The organism is Pseudomonas sp. JAI111 (genome assembly GCF_024809425.1).
Classification (GTDB): Bacteria; Pseudomonadota; Gammaproteobacteria; order Pseudomonadales; family Pseudomonadaceae; genus Aquipseudomonas.
Map to the genome: position 1 here is coordinate 84,471 of NZ_JANUCB010000005.1, position 19,740 is coordinate 104,210.

At 59.2% G+C, this 19,740-nt stretch carries 19 protein-coding genes; 4 read left to right on the forward strand and 15 right to left on the reverse strand.

The genetic code is table 11. The annotated features are described in order from the left end of the window. Positions 1–44: 44 nt before the first annotated feature. From HNR03_RS17165 to HNR03_RS17175, 3 genes are read right to left on the reverse strand one after another with little or no spacing between them, the layout of a single operon-like run. A complete protein-coding gene (locus HNR03_RS17165) occupies positions 45–317 on the reverse strand; it encodes an MmoB/DmpM family protein (RefSeq protein ID WP_222586627.1) in 273 nt (90 codons plus the stop codon). Then, positions 314–1,309 carry an aromatic/alkene monooxygenase hydroxylase subunit beta gene (locus HNR03_RS17170; protein ID WP_259154786.1) on the reverse strand — a complete coding sequence of 332 codons (996 nt, stop codon included), beginning with the start codon at positions 1,307–1,309 and terminating at the stop codon, positions 314–316. Before HNR03_RS17170 ends, HNR03_RS17165 begins: the two co-directional genes overlap by 4 nt. A gap of 17 nt (positions 1,310–1,326) precedes the next feature. Beyond that, on the reverse strand, positions 1,327–1,602 hold the full coding sequence (locus HNR03_RS17175; protein ID WP_259154787.1) for a phenol hydroxylase subunit: 276 nt from the start codon (positions 1,600–1,602) through the stop codon (positions 1,327–1,329). 456 nt (positions 1,603–2,058) lie between these two features. Here HNR03_RS17175 and HNR03_RS17180 point away from each other — a divergent pair, with 456 nt between their 5' ends. Further along, on the forward strand, positions 2,059–3,756 hold the full coding sequence (locus tag HNR03_RS17180; protein ID WP_259154788.1) for a sigma-54-dependent Fis family transcriptional regulator: 1,698 nt from the start codon (positions 2,059–2,061) through the stop codon (positions 3,754–3,756). A 90-nt stretch (positions 3,757–3,846) separates the two neighbouring features. On the opposite strand, the gene HNR03_RS17185 is transcribed toward HNR03_RS17180, so the two are convergent. From HNR03_RS17185 to HNR03_RS17215, 7 genes are all read right to left on the reverse strand, one after another. Then, positions 3,847–5,148 (reverse strand): MSMEG_0569 family flavin-dependent oxidoreductase, encoded by a 1,302-nt coding sequence (locus HNR03_RS17185; RefSeq protein WP_259154789.1) that lies wholly within the window; start codon positions 5,146–5,148, stop codon positions 3,847–3,849. Positions 5,149–5,200: 52 nt separating this feature from the next. Beyond that, the gene (locus tag HNR03_RS17190) at positions 5,201–5,536 is read right to left on the reverse strand and encodes an MSMEG_0570 family nitrogen starvation response protein (RefSeq protein ID WP_259154790.1); all 336 of its coding nucleotides are present in this window, start codon (positions 5,534–5,536) and stop codon (positions 5,201–5,203) included. A 1-nt stretch (position 5,537) separates the two neighbouring features. Next, a complete protein-coding gene (locus HNR03_RS17195; RefSeq protein ID WP_259154791.1) occupies positions 5,538–6,569 on the reverse strand; it encodes a sll0787 family AIR synthase-like protein in 1,032 nt (343 codons plus the stop codon). After that, positions 6,562–7,122: an MSMEG_0567/Sll0786 family nitrogen starvation N-acetyltransferase gene (locus tag HNR03_RS17200; RefSeq protein ID WP_259154792.1), complete on the reverse strand. Its 561-nt coding sequence runs from the start codon at positions 7,120–7,122 to the stop codon at positions 6,562–6,564. The genes HNR03_RS17195 and HNR03_RS17200 overlap by 8 nt, the downstream gene beginning before the upstream one ends. 14 nt (positions 7,123–7,136) lie before the next feature. Continuing rightward, the gene (locus HNR03_RS17205; RefSeq protein WP_259154793.1) at positions 7,137–8,219 is read right to left on the reverse strand and encodes an MSMEG_0568 family radical SAM protein; all 1,083 of its coding nucleotides are present in this window, start codon (positions 8,217–8,219) and stop codon (positions 7,137–7,139) included. Further along, positions 8,206–9,183, reverse strand: a complete 978-nt coding sequence (locus HNR03_RS17210; RefSeq protein WP_259154794.1) for a Nit6803 family nitrilase — start codon at positions 9,181–9,183, stop codon at positions 8,206–8,208. Before HNR03_RS17210 ends, HNR03_RS17205 begins: the two co-directional genes overlap by 14 nt. A 137-nt stretch (positions 9,184–9,320) precedes the next feature. After that, entirely contained in the window at positions 9,321–9,803 is a 483-nt protein-coding gene (locus tag HNR03_RS17215; protein WP_007969977.1) for an MSMEG_0572/Sll0783 family nitrogen starvation response protein, read from the reverse strand. Between the two features lie 242 nt (positions 9,804–10,045). Here HNR03_RS17215 and HNR03_RS17220 point away from each other — a divergent pair, with 242 nt between their 5' ends. Continuing rightward, a complete protein-coding gene (locus HNR03_RS17220) occupies positions 10,046–11,947 on the forward strand; it encodes a sigma 54-interacting transcriptional regulator (RefSeq protein WP_259154795.1) in 1,902 nt (633 codons plus the stop codon). A 90-nt stretch (positions 11,948–12,037) separates the two neighbouring features. On the opposite strand, the gene HNR03_RS17225 is transcribed toward HNR03_RS17220, so the two are convergent. The 5 genes from HNR03_RS17225 to HNR03_RS17245 form a co-directional block, all read right to left on the reverse strand. After that, entirely contained in the window at positions 12,038–13,066 is a 1,029-nt protein-coding gene (locus HNR03_RS17225; RefSeq protein ID WP_259154797.1) for a chemotaxis protein CheB, read from the reverse strand. 70 nt (positions 13,067–13,136) lie between these two features. Continuing rightward, positions 13,137–14,138 (reverse strand): cytochrome d ubiquinol oxidase subunit II, encoded by a 1,002-nt coding sequence (cydB, locus tag HNR03_RS17230; protein WP_259154798.1) that lies wholly within the window; start codon positions 14,136–14,138, stop codon positions 13,137–13,139. Between the two features lie 11 nt (positions 14,139–14,149). Further along, a complete protein-coding gene (locus tag HNR03_RS17235; protein WP_259154799.1) occupies positions 14,150–15,526 on the reverse strand; it encodes a cytochrome ubiquinol oxidase subunit I in 1,377 nt (458 codons plus the stop codon). Positions 15,527–15,779: 253 nt separating this feature from the next. After that, entirely contained in the window at positions 15,780–16,706 is a 927-nt protein-coding gene (locus tag HNR03_RS17240; protein WP_259154800.1) for a Gfo/Idh/MocA family protein, read from the reverse strand. 44 nt (positions 16,707–16,750) lie between these two features. Beyond that, entirely contained in the window at positions 16,751–17,554 is an 804-nt protein-coding gene (locus tag HNR03_RS17245; protein ID WP_259154801.1) for an AraC family transcriptional regulator, read from the reverse strand. A gap of 251 nt (positions 17,555–17,805) precedes the next feature. Between HNR03_RS17245 and HNR03_RS17250 the strand changes: the two genes are divergently transcribed. After that, the gene (locus tag HNR03_RS17250) at positions 17,806–18,732 is read left to right on the forward strand and encodes a 4-hydroxyproline epimerase (protein ID WP_259154802.1); all 927 of its coding nucleotides are present in this window, start codon (positions 17,806–17,808) and stop codon (positions 18,730–18,732) included. 60 nt (positions 18,733–18,792) lie between these two features. Beyond that, positions 18,793–19,740, forward strand: a complete 948-nt coding sequence (locus HNR03_RS17255) for a dihydrodipicolinate synthase family protein (RefSeq protein ID WP_259154803.1) — start codon at positions 18,793–18,795, stop codon at positions 19,738–19,740.

Consider the following 19,740-nt stretch of genomic DNA (forward strand, 5'->3'; position numbering starts at 1 on the left):
CCCGAATTCTTGTAGTGGATCAAACCCTGGCTTGAAACCGGCGATCAGTTGTTCCAGTAGAGGGAGAAGCTGTCGTCCTCTTCCACGACGTTGCCACCGAGGGTGATGACGTACATCAGCATTTCCTGGATGTCCCAAGTGCTGCCGGTCAGTTGCTCGACGGTTTCGCGATGAATGTCGAGTCGGCCTTTGGCCTCGATGCGGATCATCGACGGCTGGTGCTGGATCTCGGCATGCGGGTTGTCCTGGACAATCGCGTCGACGATCGAGCGCGCGTAGTCGGTGTCTTGCAGGTTCATGTAAACGAGGGAAGTCATGCGTTGGCTCCTGTCAGGCCGATTTTCTTCAGGCGGGCACTGAATTCGGTGCAGACGGCATCCAGCGCCGACGCATCAAGACTCATTGCCGCCAAGGGCTGCAGCGCCTCCACGGAACGGGCACTCCATTGATCGACCCACCCTTGCACCAGGGCCTTGTTGGCGGGGCTTTCGTTGATCACGGTCTTGAGCAAGGCATCGACCCAGCGCTGGCTTTCGGCGAACCACAGACGCATGAACTCGGTCAGCATGCCGACCTGACCGGCACCGTTGGCCGACAGTTGCTCATCGAGTTTGTGGAACAGCAGCGGGTACACCAGGCCGTCGCTGACCAGGTTCTGCGCGACGGTCAATTCGAACCAGTCGCGTACCACCAGGGTGTCTTCGACGTAGCGGCGCAGGCCTTGCCATGCCGGGTCGTTCAACCACTGTTGCTTTGCCTGGGCCAGCAGCAAGACATCGCCGTCATCGAGCATCAGACCGATCCGCGACAGGTACTGGGCGATGCCCAGCCGGTCCATGGCATGGAACATGTGCATTTGCGTGACGCTGGTACCGAAGCCGTCGGCGGCAATGTTGCTGTTGTTCATGTTGGCGCCCATCTCGGCGTGGCGCAGCGGCAACAACAGCTTGCTGATCAACTCTACGTTCCGGGCGTCAAGGCCGGCGAGCATGTCGCGCTTTTCGCAGAATGCGTAATCATGCTCGGCGTTTTCCTGCATCTTGGCCCGAGCCTGGACATAGGCGCCGTAGTAGTACTGGCGCGGGTCGCTGACGGCGTACCAATCAGCCATGACCACCGCAGTGCGCGTCGCATCGTTGAGCAGTTTGTCCGGCTGCCAGAGCGGCCGGTAATGGAAATTGGTCGCGGACTCCAGGTCGAAACTGGCTTCCTGATAACGGCTGGCAACCTTGTCGCCAAACCGGCGACGGGTGTGGCTGAAGGTGTTGCGGATCGTCTCGACGGTTGTCGTCTTGATCTCGACACTCATGGCATGGACTCCTGTAATTATTGTTGGGGGTCTTGTACGGCTTCGGCACCACGGGTTTCGCCGTAACGCCACTTCTGCGCATCGGCGTCGAGGGCCCGGGACATTTGCGCGTCCATGTGCTGGACGTGGTGGGCTTCACAGAACTGCTTGAAGGCTTGATGGGGCATAACCAGCTCGACATACAGCTCGGGATAACCGATGGCGAAATCGAATTCGACAAAGGCGTCGTCTGGCTCACTGCGGACTCGCACGTACCGCGGCATTTGATCGAAGGTGCTGCCAGATGAACTCATGCTCGGGTACTCCCCTGTTGTTATGCAGGGGTACAGAGCAACAGGAGTGCCAGCGCCGGACGGACAGCTGATTAAATTTTTAAAAACCAATTAAAACAATTGGTTAAAAAAGCCGTCGGCGCCAGGAAGTGGCCGGGGCAGGCGTTTTTTGCAGAGGGATCTCTTTCGACGATTTGATCATTTGATCAATCCCGGACGAGCGAATCACGCAAATGACCAATCAGCCACGCACCGTCCGATCGTCGCCCAATCCGTCACAAGCGTTTTGCCGGGAATCCAGCAAAGACCCGCTGAATATCCAATTGACTTTCAGGTGAAATTCGGGACGTTCTATATAGGAGTTTTCAACGCAAGCAAGCCCTGCGAGCGTTCTGACACGGTGCCTCGATTACGCCCCAGCCTAGGCGCAAGGCCCCCGTCATCCCCACCAACAAAAAAACATAGGGGTGTGTTTGCATGACCATGAAATACCGGGCCTCTGAGCATTCCGCGCAGCTCAAGGACCTGACCGACCGAGTTCACTTCCTCGGCAGCGAAGGAAAGATCTGGCTTGATGAACAACGCATGTTGCTGATGCAGGTGTCGTCGATGGCATCGTTTCGTCGGGAACTGATCGAGATGATCGGCGAAGAGCGTGCCAAGGGCTTTTTCCTTCGGCTGGGCTATCAGTCCGGCTTGAAAGACGCAGAGCTGGCACGAAAGCTACGACCCAACGCCAGTGACATCGATATGTTTCTGATCGGCCCTCAATTGCACTCGCTCAAGGGCATGGTCAATGTCCGTCCGTTGAAAATGGACATCGATATCGAGGCTGGAAAGTTTTACGCCGACATCGAGTGGATCGACTCTTTTGAAGTTGAAAACCACCAGAGTGAACAGCTGCATTCGGATCAGCCGATTTGCTGGATGCTCCTGGGTTACGCAATCAGCTATTCATCGTTTTTCATTGGCCGGCAGATTATTTACAAGGAAGTGAGCTGCCGGGGATGTGGTGACAAAATCTGTCGGATCATCGGCAAACCTGCTGAGGAATGGGAGGATGCGGAAGCGTTCATGCGCTACTTCCAGAGTGATTCGATCCTCGACGAACTGCACACCTTGCAGCTTCAAGTCGAGAACATGAATCAGCGTCTGCAGCTCGATGCTGGCCAGTTTTACGGCATCGGTCGCTCGGCGGTTTACCGCAAGACCTGCGAGCTGATCGACAAGGTTGCCCCGGGCAAAGCCTCGGTGTTGCTGCTGGGTGAAACCGGAGTCGGCAAGGAAGTCATCGCTCGCAGTCTGCACCTGCGGAGCGAGCGCGCCGGCGGCCCGTTCATTGCCCTGAACTGCGCAGCCATTTCTCCAGACCTGATTGAAGCAGAGCTGTTTGGCGTCGAAAAAGGTGCCTACACCGGAGCTCAGCAATCACGCATGGGGCGTTTTGAACGTGCACATGGCGGTACGTTGTTTCTCGATGAAATCATCGAACTGACCCCGCGGGCCCAGGCCAGTCTGCTGCGGGTGTTACAGGAGGGTGAGCTTGAACGCGTTGGTGATAACCAGACACGCAAGGTCGATGTGCGCGTCATTGGTGCGACTCACGAAGACCTCGGCCAGGCGGTGAAAGAAGGCCGTTTTCGTGCCGACCTTTACTACCGATTAAACGTTTACCCCGTGCGGGTTCCCGCCCTGCGCGATCGTCGCGAAGACATTCCGCTGTTGATCGAGCACTTCCTTGAAAAGCTGCATCTGAGCTATCAGAAAAAAACCCTCGGCCTTTCCGATCGTGCCCTTGAGGCCTGCTTGCGCTACGACTGGCCAGGCAATATCCGCGAACTGGAGAATCTGATCGAGCGTGGCGTGATCATTACCGATAACAACCAGAGTATTTCTGTCGAGGCCCTGTTCCCGCACCAGTCCGACGAGGCTTATAGCATTGGCCTGTCGAGCGAAGGTGATTTGATCAGCCAGAAGTTGGAGCCCTCGGATGAGTGGGTGAGCCGATTGCTTGATCTCGGGGTGAGCCTGGAAAACATGGAAGAGCAACTCCTGCAAGGTGCCATGGAACGTGCCGGGCAAAATGTCTCGGAAGCCGCGCGACTGCTGGGCATGACGCGGCCGGCGCTTGCCTACAGGCTCAAGAAGAAGCCGGAGCAACAGCTTTCCACTTGAATTGAACGGCCCTGGCGAGGTGGCGACTTTTAAATGAGAAATTGCAACCCACCCGCCTGTCAGTGCCAGCGGATGGGTTGGCAGCAACACTTACCCTGCCGCCACACGTCGTTGCGGCAAGCTGCCTTCAATCGCACTTTCGATGATGTGCTGCACCAGATACTCGGCGTCTCGCGCTACGCCTGAGAAACGTCCCGACCCCCAGGTGTATAACCATGGCAGCCCGAGGAAGTACAAACCAGGTTGCGCCGTAATTCCGCGCTGGTGACCAGGGTGACCGCGGCCATTGAAAACCGGGGCTTCGACCCAGGTAAAGTCCGGGCTGAAGCCGATGCACCAGATGATGCTGGTGATTCCTTGCGCCTCAAGTTCCAGTTCACTGCGCTCCTGCTCCGGCACCCAGACCGGGTTGTAAGGCGTTCCAGCCGGGGCATCAATCGAGTGCTGTTCGATGTACTTGTCGATCGACGTATTGATCCGGTTGTACACCGCATCGGCGTTATCGAGGTTTTCGCCCAGGTTGTTGGCAAACTGCAAGCGAGTGCCTTGTAATCCGTCCAGACGACCGAACAATTCCATGCCTTCGCGAGCGAAATGGCGCAAGTCAATGTCACGTCCGCCGTCGCGCCCGGTGACGTAATGGTTGGTGTTATCGCGTACGCCTTCACGCAGCGGATGGGTGTCGACGCCAATCTCGTAGTAGCCCATCTGTGCCAGCCAGTCGACCACGTCTTTGCCCCGGTAAAAACGCGCACAACGCGGCGCATCACCCACCGCCAGATAGACCTTGCGACCGGCCAGGTGCAAGTCTTCGGCAATTTGCGCGCCCGACTGCCCGGAACCGACCACTAACACATTACCCGCGGGCAAGGCCTGGGGATTACGGTATTGCTCGGAGTGAATCTGATGAATGTCTGTCGGCAAGCGTTCGGCAAGGCGCGGGATGATCGGCGTGTGATAACCGCCCGAGGCGACAATCACTTGATCAGCAGTGAACTCGCCTTGTGAGGTGTGCACCTCGAAACCACCGAGGCTGCGGGGAACCACGCGCTGCACTGTGACCCCTTCACGGGCCGGGGCGTTGACCGATTTGACGAAACCGGCCAGGTATTGATTGATCTCGTCCTTCTTCATGAACCCGTGGGGATCTTTGCCGTTGAAGTCATCGACGTAGGTGTAGCCTGGCAATGCGCATTGCCAGTTGGGCGTCACCAGGCTGAAGGCGTCCCAGCGCTGGTTGCGCCAGGTGTGGGTCAGGCTGTGTTTTTCCAGGACCAGATGATCGATGCCCTGTTGTTGCAAATAGTAGCTTGCGGATAACCCGGCCTGACCGCCGCCGACGACGATCACGCTGTGGTGTGGGGGTTTGATTGAGGTGAGGTGGCTGGTCATGGTGAACTCCGGTACTCGGTGTCAAAAATGGTTAAGGGGGAAAACCGATGAATCAGAATGAACTCCAGCCGGTGCCGATCACCTGACCGGCGCCTTCGGTGCGCATGCTGAGGATGTCCACTTGCCCGGCGGCATCGCTTGGCTCGACCAGATAGCTGGCCTGGCCCTTGAGGGAACTCAAGGTGTCCATCGCCGAACTGCAATAGAACCCTTTGACCTGCTTGACCCGCTCCGAAGCATTGTTCAATGCGTTTTCGATGCGTTGCAGAAAGTCCGCCAGCGGGTAACTGGCGCCCTCCTCCAGGTATTCATAAATCACCGTCGAAGGTGAATAACCGGAAGCTTCGCGGCCATTAGGCCAACGGATTTTGAAGTTGACGGCGGGCATGTCAGTGCTCCTGATGCTTGAGGTTTAAAGGGGTCAGATCGAGAGAGTGATAGTTGAAGCCGGTAAATGGCTGCTCGCGCAGGTTCCAGAATTCGCCGCGCTGTTGACCGGACTGGACATTCAGCAGGCCACTGTCGTTGATCCGACCAATGCGTTCACAGCGCACACCTTCGAAGGCAAACGCCGTCTGTACTTGCGCCCAGTCACGCTCCTCCAGCGTCATCAAAAAACCGTAGCTGGGGAACACTTGCAGCCAACGCGCGAGATCGGCATTCGGCGGGCACGGCAGCGATGCCAGGTCGACGGTCGCGCCACAGCCGGTTGTTTCCAGCAGCATCAATAGACTGCCGAGCACCCCGGCGTTGCTGATGTCTTTGGCGGCATGCAGCAGTGCCGCTTCAGCCAGGCGTGGCAGCACTTCAAGCTTGCTGCGCAGGCGCTCGGCCGGCACGCCTTCGAAGGCTTTCCAATAGGTGCTGTCGGCGTGCCAGTTGCCTTCCAGGTCCACCGCCATGGCAATGATCTGGCCGGGGGCGACATGCAGGGTCGACAACAATGTTTGCGCTATGCCGGTAATCGCTACGGCCAGCGCAGTCGGATTAGCCGCCGCAAGGCTGGTGTGCCCACCGGCCAGCAACAAGCCATAGGCCTCGCAGGCAGCACGAATGCCCGCCAGCAATTGCTGCGCGCCAGCGGTGTCGTGATGCCAATACGCGTTGACCACGGCGGTGGCGCGACCGCCCATGGCGGTGATGTCGCTGACATTGGCCATGACCGCCGACCATCCGGCAAACCACGGCGCCGCCTCGACGAAATCCGGCAACATGCCTTCGATGGCCAGCAACTGAAAATGGTCGCCACACGCAATCGCTGCCGTGTCATCGCCGGGCAAGGCGTAAAGCTGCTCACGAGTCAGGGCCTGTTCAGCACTGCCGATCACGGCCGCCGGTTGCTGGATCGCCTGTTTCGAACGCATTGCCGGCGTGTTGCGCAAAGTGTCGAGCAGCACCGCCAGATCAGGAGCTTTATTCATGACGAGCCACCTTCAGCGCACGCAATGAAACCTGGCGCGGCATCAACGGATAACTCGGCAAATCCGCCTGCATCAGGCAATGCGGCTGACCGAGCAACTCCAGTTGGTCGAGGGTTTGCCAATGCAGGCCATGAAAATAGGTTTCGTTCTGCGCCTGCACCGTGGCCTGAAACACCTCGCAGCCCAGTTCCTTGGCCCGCGACACCGCCTCGTTGACCAGCGCTTTGCCAATCATGCTGTGTCGCCGATACACCGGAGCCACACACAACCGCCCACCAAACCACAGGCCCGGCTCCGGCTGATAAATGCGTACCGCGCCCACCACCTGATCGCAGATCCCGCAATTGTTGGCCAGGGCGACGATGGCGATTGCCTGGAAATCATGGCTGTCCTTGTCCTGCGCGAGCAGTTGTTGCTCATCGGAGAACACCGAACGTCGCAGGGCGAAATAAGCGTGTTTCTCCCAGGGTTCACTGGCGGGCTTAACCAGCAACTCACCGGCGCGAAACGGTTCGAAAGTGCTGTCGACCAAGGCAAAGGCGAGATTCGGCATGGGCGTTCTCCGGTTTATTCGTAGCTTTTCAGGGCCGAGCACGCGCCGCATTTGGCGCAACCGGCGTTGATCTGATCAGAGTGCAAACCGTGACGACGCAGGCTTGCGCCGATCTGCGGATACAGTCGGGCCATCATCGCGCTGTCCGGTTTAGGGTGATGAGCCAAGGGTGTGCCATCGATAGGCACGAACGGCACCACAAACGGGTACACGCCCATCGCGCACAGACGTTCGCTCATCTCGCTGATGGCGGCTTCGGTGTCACCCAGGCCGGCGAGGATGTAAGTGCTGACCTGACCCCGACCGAAGACTTCGACCGCCGCCTTGAAGGCGTCGAAATAACGGCTCAGCGGCACTTCGGCCTTGCCGGGCATGATCCGTTGGCGAACTTCATCGGTGACCGCTTCCAGGTGCATGCCCAGCGACACCACACCGCTGTCGGCCAGGCGCTGGAACCAGCGATCATCGTCAGGCGGTTCACACTGGGCCTGAATCGGCAGATCGACCGCGCGGGTCACTGCTGCTGCCGATTCACACAAAATCGCCGCGCCACGGTCCGGGGTTTGCGGGGTGCCTGTGGTCATCACCATGTGCTTGACGCCATCAAGTTCCACTGCCGCTTTTGCCACTTCCGCCAGTTGTTGCGGACGTTTGCGGGCGATGGTTTTACCCGCCGCCAGCGACTGGCCGATCGCGCAGAACTGGCAGGAACTGCCACGATCATTGAAGCGAATGCAGTGCTGCAACACGGTGGTCGCGAGCACATCACTGCTGTGCAGGGTGGCGATTTTCCAATAGGGAATGCCGTCGGCGGTGCTCAAACCGTAGAACTTCGGCACACCGGGCATTTGCACCTGACCGACCTGCAGGCCTTCGCGAAAGATCAGCGCCTGGCTGCCGTCGGCGCTGGGTTGGGCTTGATAGGGCGAATCTTGCGAGGCCTGATTGAGGATCGGCACCATCATGGTCCGGCTACCGAAACTTAGAGCCTTGTGGTCCGACGGTCCCGCGCCACCTTGCCGTGACAAGCCGTTCTGCGCCGCAGGCCAGCGAACGCCATGGCATTGCAGCTCGGCCAGCAATTCACTGGTTTGCATGATCAAACTCCTCAGTGACAATCGCCGCCAGGTGCGGGCTGCGTTCATGCACATGCGCCGCGGGTGTGCGGTCGATCAACAGGCTGAGCAGTTCCGGACGGCTGTAATGACCGACCGAATCCATCATCCGCTTGCGCTTGTCGATCAAGGCCAGATCGAGGTCGGCAATCACCACGCCTTCCCCCGAACGCAGCGGTTCGCCGAGCAACTTGCCCTCGGGCGACACGATCGCGCTGAAGCAGCCGCCCGAAATCGGGCCGAGGCCACAACCGGTGTCCTGCATGATCTGGCCCTGCTGATCAGCATCCAGCCACGCTGTGGCGTTGACCACGAAACAGCCGGACTCCAGGGCGTGATGACGGATGGTGACTTCAATCTGCTCGGCAAAGATGTCTCCCACCAGAGAGCCGGGAAACATCGCGGCATGAATCTGCTCGCCGTCCGCCATCAAGGCGTAACGGGCCAGCGGGTTGTAGTGTTCCCAGCATGCCAGCGAGCCGATGCGTCCGACCGCGCTGTCGATAGCACGCAGGCCGGAGCCATCGCCCTGCCCCCAGACCATGCGCTCGTGGTAGGTCGGCGTGATTTTGCGTCGATGCTGAATCAGGCTGCCGTCGGCATCGAACAACAACTGGGCGTTGTAGATCGTGCCGCCATCGCGCTCATTGACGCCAATGGAGACGACCATTCCCGCTTGCTTGCAGGCTTCGCCAATCGCCAGGGTCGCGGCGGACGGAACCGTCACGGATTGATCCAGCAACCTGAGGTGTTGTGCGCCCATGGCAAAGGCAGGCTGCACAAATGAAAAATAGGGGTAGTAAGGCACCACCGTTTCCGGGAACACGGCGAACTGCACGCCTTGTCGACCGAGGGCGATGATCTGTTGGCAGACCTTGTCCACGGTGCCTTCGCGGCTGTAAAGCACCGGGCTGATCTGTACGGCGGCTGCGCGAATGATGGCCATGAGGGGGTCCTGAAGTAAGTTGTGCTCGGAAGATCGACATCGATCCTGTGGGAGCGGGGCTTGCCTGCGATGCGGACGACGCGGTGCATCATTGACACCGATCGCGAGCAGGCTCGCTCCCACAAGGGTTTGTTCGGTCAGGCAGTCCAGGTGTCGATAATCATCGCGCCCTCACGGCGCATCAGCAGGCGCAGGTCCATCACGTCCAGCGGGTTGATCGGGCGAATGCCTTCGATCAGCGCCTTCTCGGTCTGGCCGTACAGGGCTTGCAGGGCAAAGCGGCAGGCGTAGACCTCACCGCCCTCTTCCATGAACTGGATGAGCTGCTTGTTGACTGCCAGATGGCCGGGGAAGGCTTCGGCACCCAGGGTAGGGAAACCCCGCTGCACGCCCAATTGCACGCCAGGTCCATAGAGCAGGATCTTGGTTTCGAAGCCCTTGCGCAGCAGACGCTTGGCCTGAAGCATATTGACCAGGCCGATAGAGCCCTCGAAGGCGATGGTGTGGAAGGTGATCAGGACTTTCTCGCCAGGCTCGGCTTTGATGTCCTCGAAGACTTTCTCTTCATAGTTGACCAGGAAGTCGCCGTCTTTGTAATGGGGGATATCCACGGTTGGCATATCGTCGCTCTCCAGTTTTTTCGTGCGTTAACGGCGGCCTGAGTTGGCTGCCGGGTTGCAGGAGATAGAGCGAACGCCGTGCCAGGCTTTGAAATTATTTTTCTCCAAAAGCTATGTAATTGATTCAATTACAAATACTTTTCTGATCCGGTTTTTTCTGATGCATCTGAGGCTATCGGGGAATCACGCATTCCCGTAGAAGTACGAATATTCGTAGCGGCTAATCACGAGATTTCGTAATCATGAACGACGCAGACTCCCTTAGCGGCTGGGCCGACCTGGCTTACTCGTCACGGCACATGGTGTTCGAGCATTGCGCCGAGGCGATCGCGCTGCTCAATCCGTTTTCCGATCGACTGGGCGACTTGAATATCGCGGCCTGCAAGTTGCTCGGCTACCCGCGCCAGGAGTTGCTGGAGCTGCCGGTAAGCAAGTTGTTCGGCCATCAACTGGCGGACCTGATCGTGTTTACCCAAGCGGTGATGGACAAAGGTCGCGGCTGGACCGAAGAACTGAGCTGCAACTGCAAGACCGGCGAGCGTATCGAACTGGCCATTTCCGCCACGACCTTGCCGATCAAGGGTGAGCAGCATCTTATTCTGGTGCTGCGCGAGCTGAGCCATGAGAAATACCAGCGCGACCAGGCTCATACCGAGCGCACCATGCGCGGCGGGCTGATCGAATGGCGCAACATTCTCAACCTGTTCCAGGAGACCGAGCGCGACAATCAACTTCTGCTCAGTTCGGTAGGCGACGGCATCTACAGCATCAACAGCGAAGGTCTGGCCACCTTCGTCAACCCGGCCGGGGCGCGCATGCTGGGCTGGGAGCCGCAGGACATGATCGGCAAGAACATCCACCGCATCCACCACCACACCCATGCCAACGGCAGCCATTACCCGGTGGAAGACTGCCCGATCTACAAGGCGGTGCGTGACGGCGTGGTCCATGAGGGGCGCCAGGAAGTGTTCTGGCGGCGCGATGGCAGTTCGTTTCCGGTGGAGTTCACCAGCACGCCGGTGATATCGGACGGCCGTATCGTGGGTGCCGTCGTAGTGTTCCGCGACATCACCGAACGACGCAGCACCGAAACCCAGCTGCAAAATGCGCTCGATGAACTCAAAGTGCTCAAGGAACGGCTGGAGGAGCAGAACGCCTACTTGCAGGAAGAGATTCATATCGAACACAACTATCGCGAGATCGTCGGTCAGAGCGAACCGATCCTGAAAATCATCAAGCAGATCGACGTAGTCGCCCCCACCGATGCCAGTGTGCTGATCAATGGTGAATCTGGCACTGGCAAGGAGTTGATCGCCCGCGCGATCCATCAGGCCAGCCGCCGCAACGCCAGTCCGCTGATCCGGGTCAACTGCGCGGCGATTCCGACCGAACTGTTTGAAAGCGAGTTCTTCGGGCATATCCGCGGCGCCTTTACCGGCGCCGTCCGCGACCGGGTCGGCCGCTTCGAGCTGGCCGATGGCGGCACGCTGTTTCTCGACGAAATCGGCGAAATCCCGCTAGAGCTGCAAAGCAAACTGCTGCGGGTATTGCAGGAGGGCCAGTTCGAGCGGGTCGGAGAAGAACGCACCCGCAAGGTTGATGTGCGGATCATCGCTGCGACCAACCGCGACCTGCGCCAGGAAATCGCGGCGAAACATTTTCGTGAAGACCTGTATTTCCGCCTCAACGTTTTCCCGATCCAGTCGCCGGCACTGCGTGAACGTCCGATGGATATTGCACCGCTGGCGGCGCACTTTCTCAAACAGACCGGCAAACGCCTGAACATGCCCGGGCGGCGCCTGCGCAACACCGATATCGAACGGCTGCAACGTTACTCCTGGCCGGGGAATATCCGTGAACTGCAAAACGTCATCGAGCGCGCCTTGATCACCTCCAACGGCGCCGACTTGAACCTCGACCTGCCCGATGAACCCAGTCTCAGCGTTATCCCAAAGCCCTCTCCCTCATCCGTGATCATGACGGACGCGCAGATTCGCGAGCTCGAGCGCAACAACATGCAGGCTGCGCTCAAAGCCACCGACGGCAAACTGTTTGGCAAAGGGGGGGCCGCCGAACTGTTGGGCCTCAAACCCACGACATTGGCTTCGAGGTTCAAGCGGCTGGAAATCAAGCTGGAGGAATGATCGAAACGGTCCTCGCAGCCCGTTACTCAAGGCGCCTGACCTTGATACTCGCCCCCGGGACCAGGCCAGAAATTAAAAACGCTGCCAGCGCTATTTATCGTCATCGTGACCAAAGAGCTTGGGATCAAGCACCCATTCGCGCAACGGCTTCAGGCGTTTTTCAGCCAGATCAGCTTGTCGAGTGCATTCGGCGGCGTCATTGGCAGCGCCTACGGTTGCCGCCTGTTCAGCCATTTGACGCAGCAGCAGGATCCTCTCCTCCACCGCCCTCAATGTGTCCCACAGTCCCGTGTCGATGGCTTCGTTGACCTCGCAAATCAAGGACTTCATCGAAAAGGCATGGCCCGTGTGGCAACGAAATCTGACGATGGTGCCTTCTTCGATTTGCACAAGGACGCCGTGGCAATCAGGACAGGTGAATTGGGAAACCTTACCTAACCCCATGACACCGGCTTCGAGACCGTTTCCTTTCAAGGAGATAACGCTCTCGATCACATGACGGATTTTTACCTCGTGTGCCGGCTGATCAGCTATGGGGGTGCCGACCGCTTTGGAAAGTGCGGTGGCGAGCACTGACGTCGGGCCGACAAGATCGATCTCAACATGCGCAATGGCGCTTTCGGGCATTGAGCTCAGCATGGCTTCGCCAGGGTCCTGAACGTAGGTCAAGCCGCCGCGATCCCTGATCGCCCACATCCCTGCGGTGCCGTCATCCAATGCACCGGACAGAATGACGCCAATGACCCGAGCGCCGTAATTGACCGCGGCTGAACGGAACAGCACATCGACAGCGGGCCGAGCACGACACTCCTTCGGCCCGCGGGTCAGGCGTATCCCGTCCTCCGTGATCATCAGATGCCGATCCGCAATGGCGACATAGACTGTGCCCGCTTCAATCCTTTGTCCCTCCTGGGCCGCCACGACCCGCATGCTCGTCACCCTTGCAAGAATGCTGTGGAGGACGCTGGGTTCATGGGCGGGAATATGCAGTACGACAAGAAAGGCCGCAGGCAGGTCGGCGGGTAGGTTTTCAAACAAGGCGATCAGCGCCTGAACGCCACCTGCCGACGTGCCGATCACGACAATGTTTCGCACACCTGCATCAAGTTGATCAGTCACAAGGCGCCTCCTGTTGAAATTGAGTTCGTCGAGGCAGTCACCCCTGGGACGAGACTGGCGTACCTGCCAGTCAGTCATGATTCACCCGAACCTTCCCGCTAAAGACGCTGAAGCCGTAGGTGTTGTAGATGAGCGTTACCGGGATCAGAACTGCGAAGCCGACCAGCATGAACATCTGGCTGTTGGGACTGGAGGCAGCAGCCTGCAACGTCAGTTGCGGCGGAACGATCATTGGAAAGAGCACCCCGATCATCAAGGCAAACGCCAGTACGAACACGCCCAAGGCGCCGATCAGTGGCAGGGACTGACGATGGCTTCGAAAGCCAAGAACAAAGCCGATCAGCAGCGTCATCAACAGCATGACCGCCGGCATCCACACAATCCGTTCTGCAAGCCGTTGCGCATAGCGAGTGTCCAGCGTCGCCGTCCAGGTAACCAACACGATCAACAGTGCCACGGTCAACAGCCCCAGGGTCTTGGCCTGCAGAGCGGATCGGCGCTGCAGTTCGCCGACCGTGCGCCAATAGAGCCAGCAAGACCCTAACCAGGTGTAACCCAGCGCGAGCACTGCGCCGCAAAACAGTGGGAATACGTTGAGCCATTCCAGGCCATTTCCGTTGTACTGCCCGGCGTTATTCGGCACACCTTGGACAAGAGTCCCCAACACGATTCCCTGTGTTGCGCCGGCGAGCAGTGAACCGCACAACAACAAGCCATCCACCGCGCGCTTGATGGCATCGGTAGGTGCGTAATCACGAAACTCCAAGGTCATCGCTCGAAGAATCAATGCCAGGAACATCAAGATAAAAGGCACGTAAAGCGCCGGTAACAGGATGGCATAGGCCAACGGAAACAGCGCCAGGAGGCCGCCACCGCCGAGCACGAGCCACGTTTCATTGGCATCCCAGATCGGCAGGATCGTCACCGCCATGGCCCGGCGATCCTCGCCGCTACGGGTCAACCCCATCAGCACCCCGACGCCCAGATCAGTGCCATCGAGCAACACATAATTCATCACCGAGAACGCCAGCGCCGCCGCAGAAAGCAGGACGATCCAATCAGTGTCCAACATCGATCATCTCCTCAGGCCTGTCCTGTCTCGTCCGCCAGCGTCGGTTGCGGCCCGGCCTCATCCTTGTGCGGTGGCTCGCGCAAGACTCGCAATAGCACCCAAAGGCCGATGCCGAAGATCAGCAGGTAAAACACCAGGATCGTCCAGGTTGAGCCGATTACCTGCTCACGCGACACCGATGACAGGCTGTCGGCTGTGCGCAACAAGCCATAGACGGTAAAAGGCTGGCGGCCGACCTCGGTCACCACCCAGCCGCACAGCATCGCGAGGAACCCCGCCGGGGCCATCAACGCACAGCCTCGCAGCATCCAGCGCGCCTCGTACAAACGCTGTCGCCATCGCAACACCAGGCTGGTCAGCCCCTGGGCCACCATCAGCAGCCCCAACCCGACCATGAAGCGAAACGCGAAAAACACGATCGGCACGGGTGGGATGTTTTCGGCAGGGAATTCATCGAGCGCGGCGATGGTGCCGTTCAGGTCATGCCGCAAATACAAAGAGGCAACGCGTGGAATCGCCACTTCCCAATGGTTGCGTCGTTCGGCCATGTCGGGAATGGCAAACAGGCGCAACGGTTCCCCCGCGCCTTGTGGCGGACGTGTCCATGAGCCTTCGATGGCCGCGATCTTCTGGGGCTGGAACTTGAGGCTGTGCTGACCGTGCAGGTCACCCACAAGGATTTGCATTGGTGCCAACACCACAATCAGCCACAGCGCCATGGAGAATTGCAGGCGGGTTCGCGGGTTCTGCGGTGAGCGCAAGAGTTGCCATGCGCTGGTCCCGGCGACCAGGGTCGCCGTGCCTAGAAACGCCGCCAGCGTCATGTGGGCCAGCCGATAGGTAAACGACGGATTGAATATGATCGCCCACCAATTCTCGGCAATGAAACGGCCGTCAGCGCCAATGGCGTAACCGGCGGGTGTCTGCATCCAGGAATTGGCGGAAAGAATCCAGAACGCGCTGATCAATGAGCCAACGGCAACCGCGCAAGTGGCGAAAAAATGCAGGCGGGGGCCGACCTTCTTCAGACCGAACAGCATGATGCCCAGAAAGCCTGCTTCTAGAAAAAAGGCAGCCAATACTTCATAGAACATCAACGGACCGAGAATATCGCCAGCCTGGGTCGACAGTCGCGACCAGTTGAGTCCGAACTGGTATTCCAGAATCAGACCCGACGCCGTCCCGACCGCCACGTTGAGGGCAAACACCTTGAGCCAGTAAAGGTAGACATCCAGATAGATTTGTCGGCCGCGCCACAGCCACAGACCTTCCAGCACCATCAGAAAATTGACCAGCCCTATCGTGAGCGCGGCCAGCACGATGTGAAAACTGATGGTGATCGCAAACTGGCTACGCGCAGCCATCAATGCCGAGTCGATAGCACTCATGTGCTAAGGCTCTTGGCATTGCGCGCTGAATGGGTTTTTGACCGTCTGAGCGGGAATAGACATGGGACTGTTCCGCAAACGTGATGGTCGGTTGACTCCCTTGGCAATAAAACATTCCAACTGAATCAATCCGTCTCAGGGTGCCCATCACGTAGACATCGCGGGGGCCTTTCAAGGTTTCGTCGCTGCTGCCAGAGAATGACCGGCCACGCAGACCGGTCGGTGTGACATCAACACTGCCCCTGAACGAGCGCTAATCGTAAAACGGCTCGACCGAAACCCGGCTGCCCACAAAAAAGCTGTCGGCAACCAGGCGCAACGGTTGCAGGTCCAGGTCACTGGCTTGATCGCTTATCAGCTGTTGAAAATGTCGATACACCGCGGCGTACTCGCCCTCCTCCGATACGGCTTGAGGTACGCCGTCGATGCTCAACAGTGCGCCACCGTTGTCCAGGCGCAAGGTGCCTTCGCTGCAGCGAACCTCGATACTCCAGAGCTCTTCATGGCCGTGGTCGAAATCGAACTCCGCACGGATATCGAGGTGACGCGCGTCAGACATCTTGATGGACGCGGCAATCGGCGACTGGCAATTACTCGGGACGCGCAGTTCGGCAGACTCGACAAACAGCGGCAGCGCCAGCAGATGGGTTGCGATCGACAAGGCATTGATGCCGGGATCGAAGACACCCAGGCCGCCGGGCTGCCAGATCCATGCCTGGCCAGGGTGCCACTTGCGCACGTCTTCCTTCCAGTCGATCTGTACGCTTTGCAGGGTGCGGGTGGCCAGCCAGTTACGGGCGGCTTCGATGCCGGGCGCATAACGTGAATGCCAGGCGAACAAACCGCTGACGCCCTGTTCCTGCGCCTGACTCACCAACGCCATCGCTTCCCCCAACGTGGCGCACGGCGGTTTTTCTACCAGCACGTGTTTGCCGGCCGCCAGGGCTTGTTGCACCAGCGCGAATCGACCTTGCGGTGGGGTGCAAAAGGCGATCGCATCGACCTGCGGGCCGTTTTCAAGCAGCTCGCTCAAGGACCGGAAATTCTCGACCCCGGCGCAGGGCTGCCCTTGGGTTGCGACAGACACCAACTGGAACGCGGGGTTGGCGTTGATGGCGGGAACGTGTTGGTCCTGGGCTATCTTGCCATAGCCCACCAGACCGAGACGGATCGGTTGCATCAATGACTCCTGATTTTTCTTATAGGGGACGCGGATTGGGAAGATTACGTTTGTACGGCGGGGAAGTCATTGCTGACGTGCCGGGTTGCCTGCCGATACTGGCGCGGCGTGAATCCGGTGGATGCCTTGAATTGACGGGTGAACGCGCTGTGATCGGTGTAGCCGCACTGCAAAGCCACGTCGGTGATGGGGATATCGGTGTGCAACAGACGATGCGCGTGCTCAAGGCGAACCTTTTGGATCATTTGCCGTGGTGTCAGGTGGAACACTCGCTTGCAGTACCTTTCCAGTTGCGCCACTGAAATCCCGGCGATGCGCGTGAGTTCGCCCAAGGTGACACGGCGATTGAAATGCGCGCGGATGTATTGATCGACCGCTGCCAGTCGCTGGTACGCCGGGTGGGTATCGCTGGTGGACTGCAGGTCGACCGAAATGCCTGCCAGGCCAATGATTTCACCGTTGCGGTTGTACAACGGTCGTTTATGCGTCAGGCACCAACCGGGTTCCCGACTGCCGTACAAGTGCAATTCCAGCTGGTCCTCCAGGACCAAGCCTTGCTCCAGTACCCGACGATCCTGTTCGGTATAACCAGGCCCCAATTGTGCTGGAAACACCTCGGCGCTGGTTTTCCCCAGCAACGGTTGCAACTGCTTCAATCCGCAGCGCTGGACCAGCGTGCGGTTGGCCATGACATAGCGCGCCTGACGGTCCTTGATAAAGATCGCGGCGTTAGGGATCACATCCAGCATCGGTAACAGAAACGCCACGCCCGCCAGCAATTCATCGAGGGTGTCGGGACGATTCAGCTCGTTCCCCTGGCACAGGATCGCTAAGGCGTGCTGCGTCATGAATCCTGTTCCCCCTTTCTCTGAATAGACAAAAGCCTTCTTCGCGCAGATTGACCCAAGGCGGGAGCCGTGTCGAGGTGTCCGCGATGTGGTCGTCTTGTGCACGCGCATTGTGCCGATTTCGTCATCCGTGCCCACGCAAAACATCAATCGCAAATGCCCTGACACGCTCACGCTGTGGCCATTGCATGCACACCTGCCGATCCAACAACCCACAAAAAGGCGACGCTATGTCAGGCGAAGGCACGTTCATGAAACGCATCCACGTCATCGATTCCCACACCGGCGGCGAACCGACCCGCCTGGTGATGAAAGGCTTTGCGCAACTGCCCGGCCAGACCATGGTCGAGAAGCGTGATGCCCTGCGCGATCACCACGACCAATGGCGTCGGGCCTGCCTGCTGGAGCCCCGCGGCAACGATGTGTTGGTCGGCGCCCTGTATTGTGAACCGGTCTCGCCGGATGCCACGTGTGGCGTGATCTTCTTCAACAACGCCGGCTACCTCGGCATGTGCGGTCACGGCACCATCGGCCTGGTCAACTCATTGCACTACCTGGGCCACATTGCGCCGGGTGTGCACAAGATTGACACGCCGGTCGGCCCGGTCGACGCCACGCTGCATGAAGACGGCACGGTGACTTTGCGCAACGTGCCCGCCTACCGCTACCGCAAACAAGTCCCGGTCGATGTTCCCGGATACGGACGCGTGTTCGGCGACATCGCCTGGGGTGGCAACTGGTTCTACCTGGTGTCCGACCACGGCCAGGCGTTGCAACTGGACAATGTCGAAGCCCTCACCGAATACACCTGGGCGATGCTCAAGGCGCTGGAGGCCCAAGGTGTTCATGGCGAAGGCGGCGCGCTGATCGACCATGTCGAACTGTTTGCCGACGACAAGCACGCCGACAGCCGCAACTTCGTCATGTGCCCCGGCAAAGCCTACGACCGCTCGGCCTGCGGCACCGGCACCAGCGCCAAACTGGCCTGCTTGGCCGCCGATGGAAAACTCGCCGCCGGCGAGCGTTGGGTCCAGGCCAGCATCACCGGCAGTCAGTTTTTCGGCAGTTACGAATGGGAAGGCGAGCGCATCCGCCCGTTCATTACCGGCCAGGCCTTCATGACCGCCGACAGCACACTGCTGATCGACGAACAGGATCCCTTCGCGTGGGGCATTTGAGCGACCACGCGGCACTTCACCTTTCCGTCATTTGAATAAACGCGTCAAGGAGCTGAACAAATGAGCGATAGCATTTTCACTGGCTGCATTCCTGCGCTGATGACCCCCTGCACCGCCGAACGCAAACCGGATTTCGATGCGTTGGTGGCCAAGGGTCGCGAACTGGTCGACATCGGCATGAGTGCGGTGGTGTATTGCGGGTCCATGGGTGATTGGCCGCTGCTGACCGAAGCCGAGCGCCAGGAAGGCGTGGCACGTCTGGTCGCCGCAGGCGTTCCGACCATCGTTGGCACCGGCGCCGTCAACAGCCGCGAAGCGATTTCCCACGCGGCCCATGCCGCCAGCGTCGGCGCCCATGGCCTGATGGTGATCCCACGCGTTCTCTCCCGTGGGGCCTCACCCGCCGCGCAAAAAGCGCACTTTTCGGCTATTTTGCAGGCGGCCCCGCAGTTGCCGGCGGTGATCTACAACAGCCCTTACTATGGCTTTGCCACCCGTGCTGACCTGTTCTTCGAATTGCGCCGCGAACACCCGAACCTGATCGGCTTCAAAGAGTTTGGTGGTGCCGCCGACCTGCGCTACGCCGCCGAGAACATCACCTCAGCGGACGACAACGTTACCCTGATGGTGGGTGTCGACACCCAGGTGGTCCATGGTTTCGTCAACTGCAACGCCACTGGCGCGATCACTGGCATCGGCAATGCGCTGCCGCGTGAAGTGCTGCAACTGGTGACACTGAGCAAGCAAGCGGCCAAGGGCGACGCCAAGGCCCGTCGCCTGGCTACCGAACTGGAATCGGCGCTGGCGGTGCTGTCGTCCTTCGACGAGGGCTGCGACCTGGTGCTCTATTACAAGCACCTGATGGTGCTCAATGGCGACAAGGAATACACCCTGCATTTCAACGAAACCGATGTGTTGAGCGATGCCCAACGGCACTACGCCGAGAACCAGTACGCGTTGTTCCGCCAGTGGTACAAGCACTGGTCGGCAGAACACAACGTCGCCTGA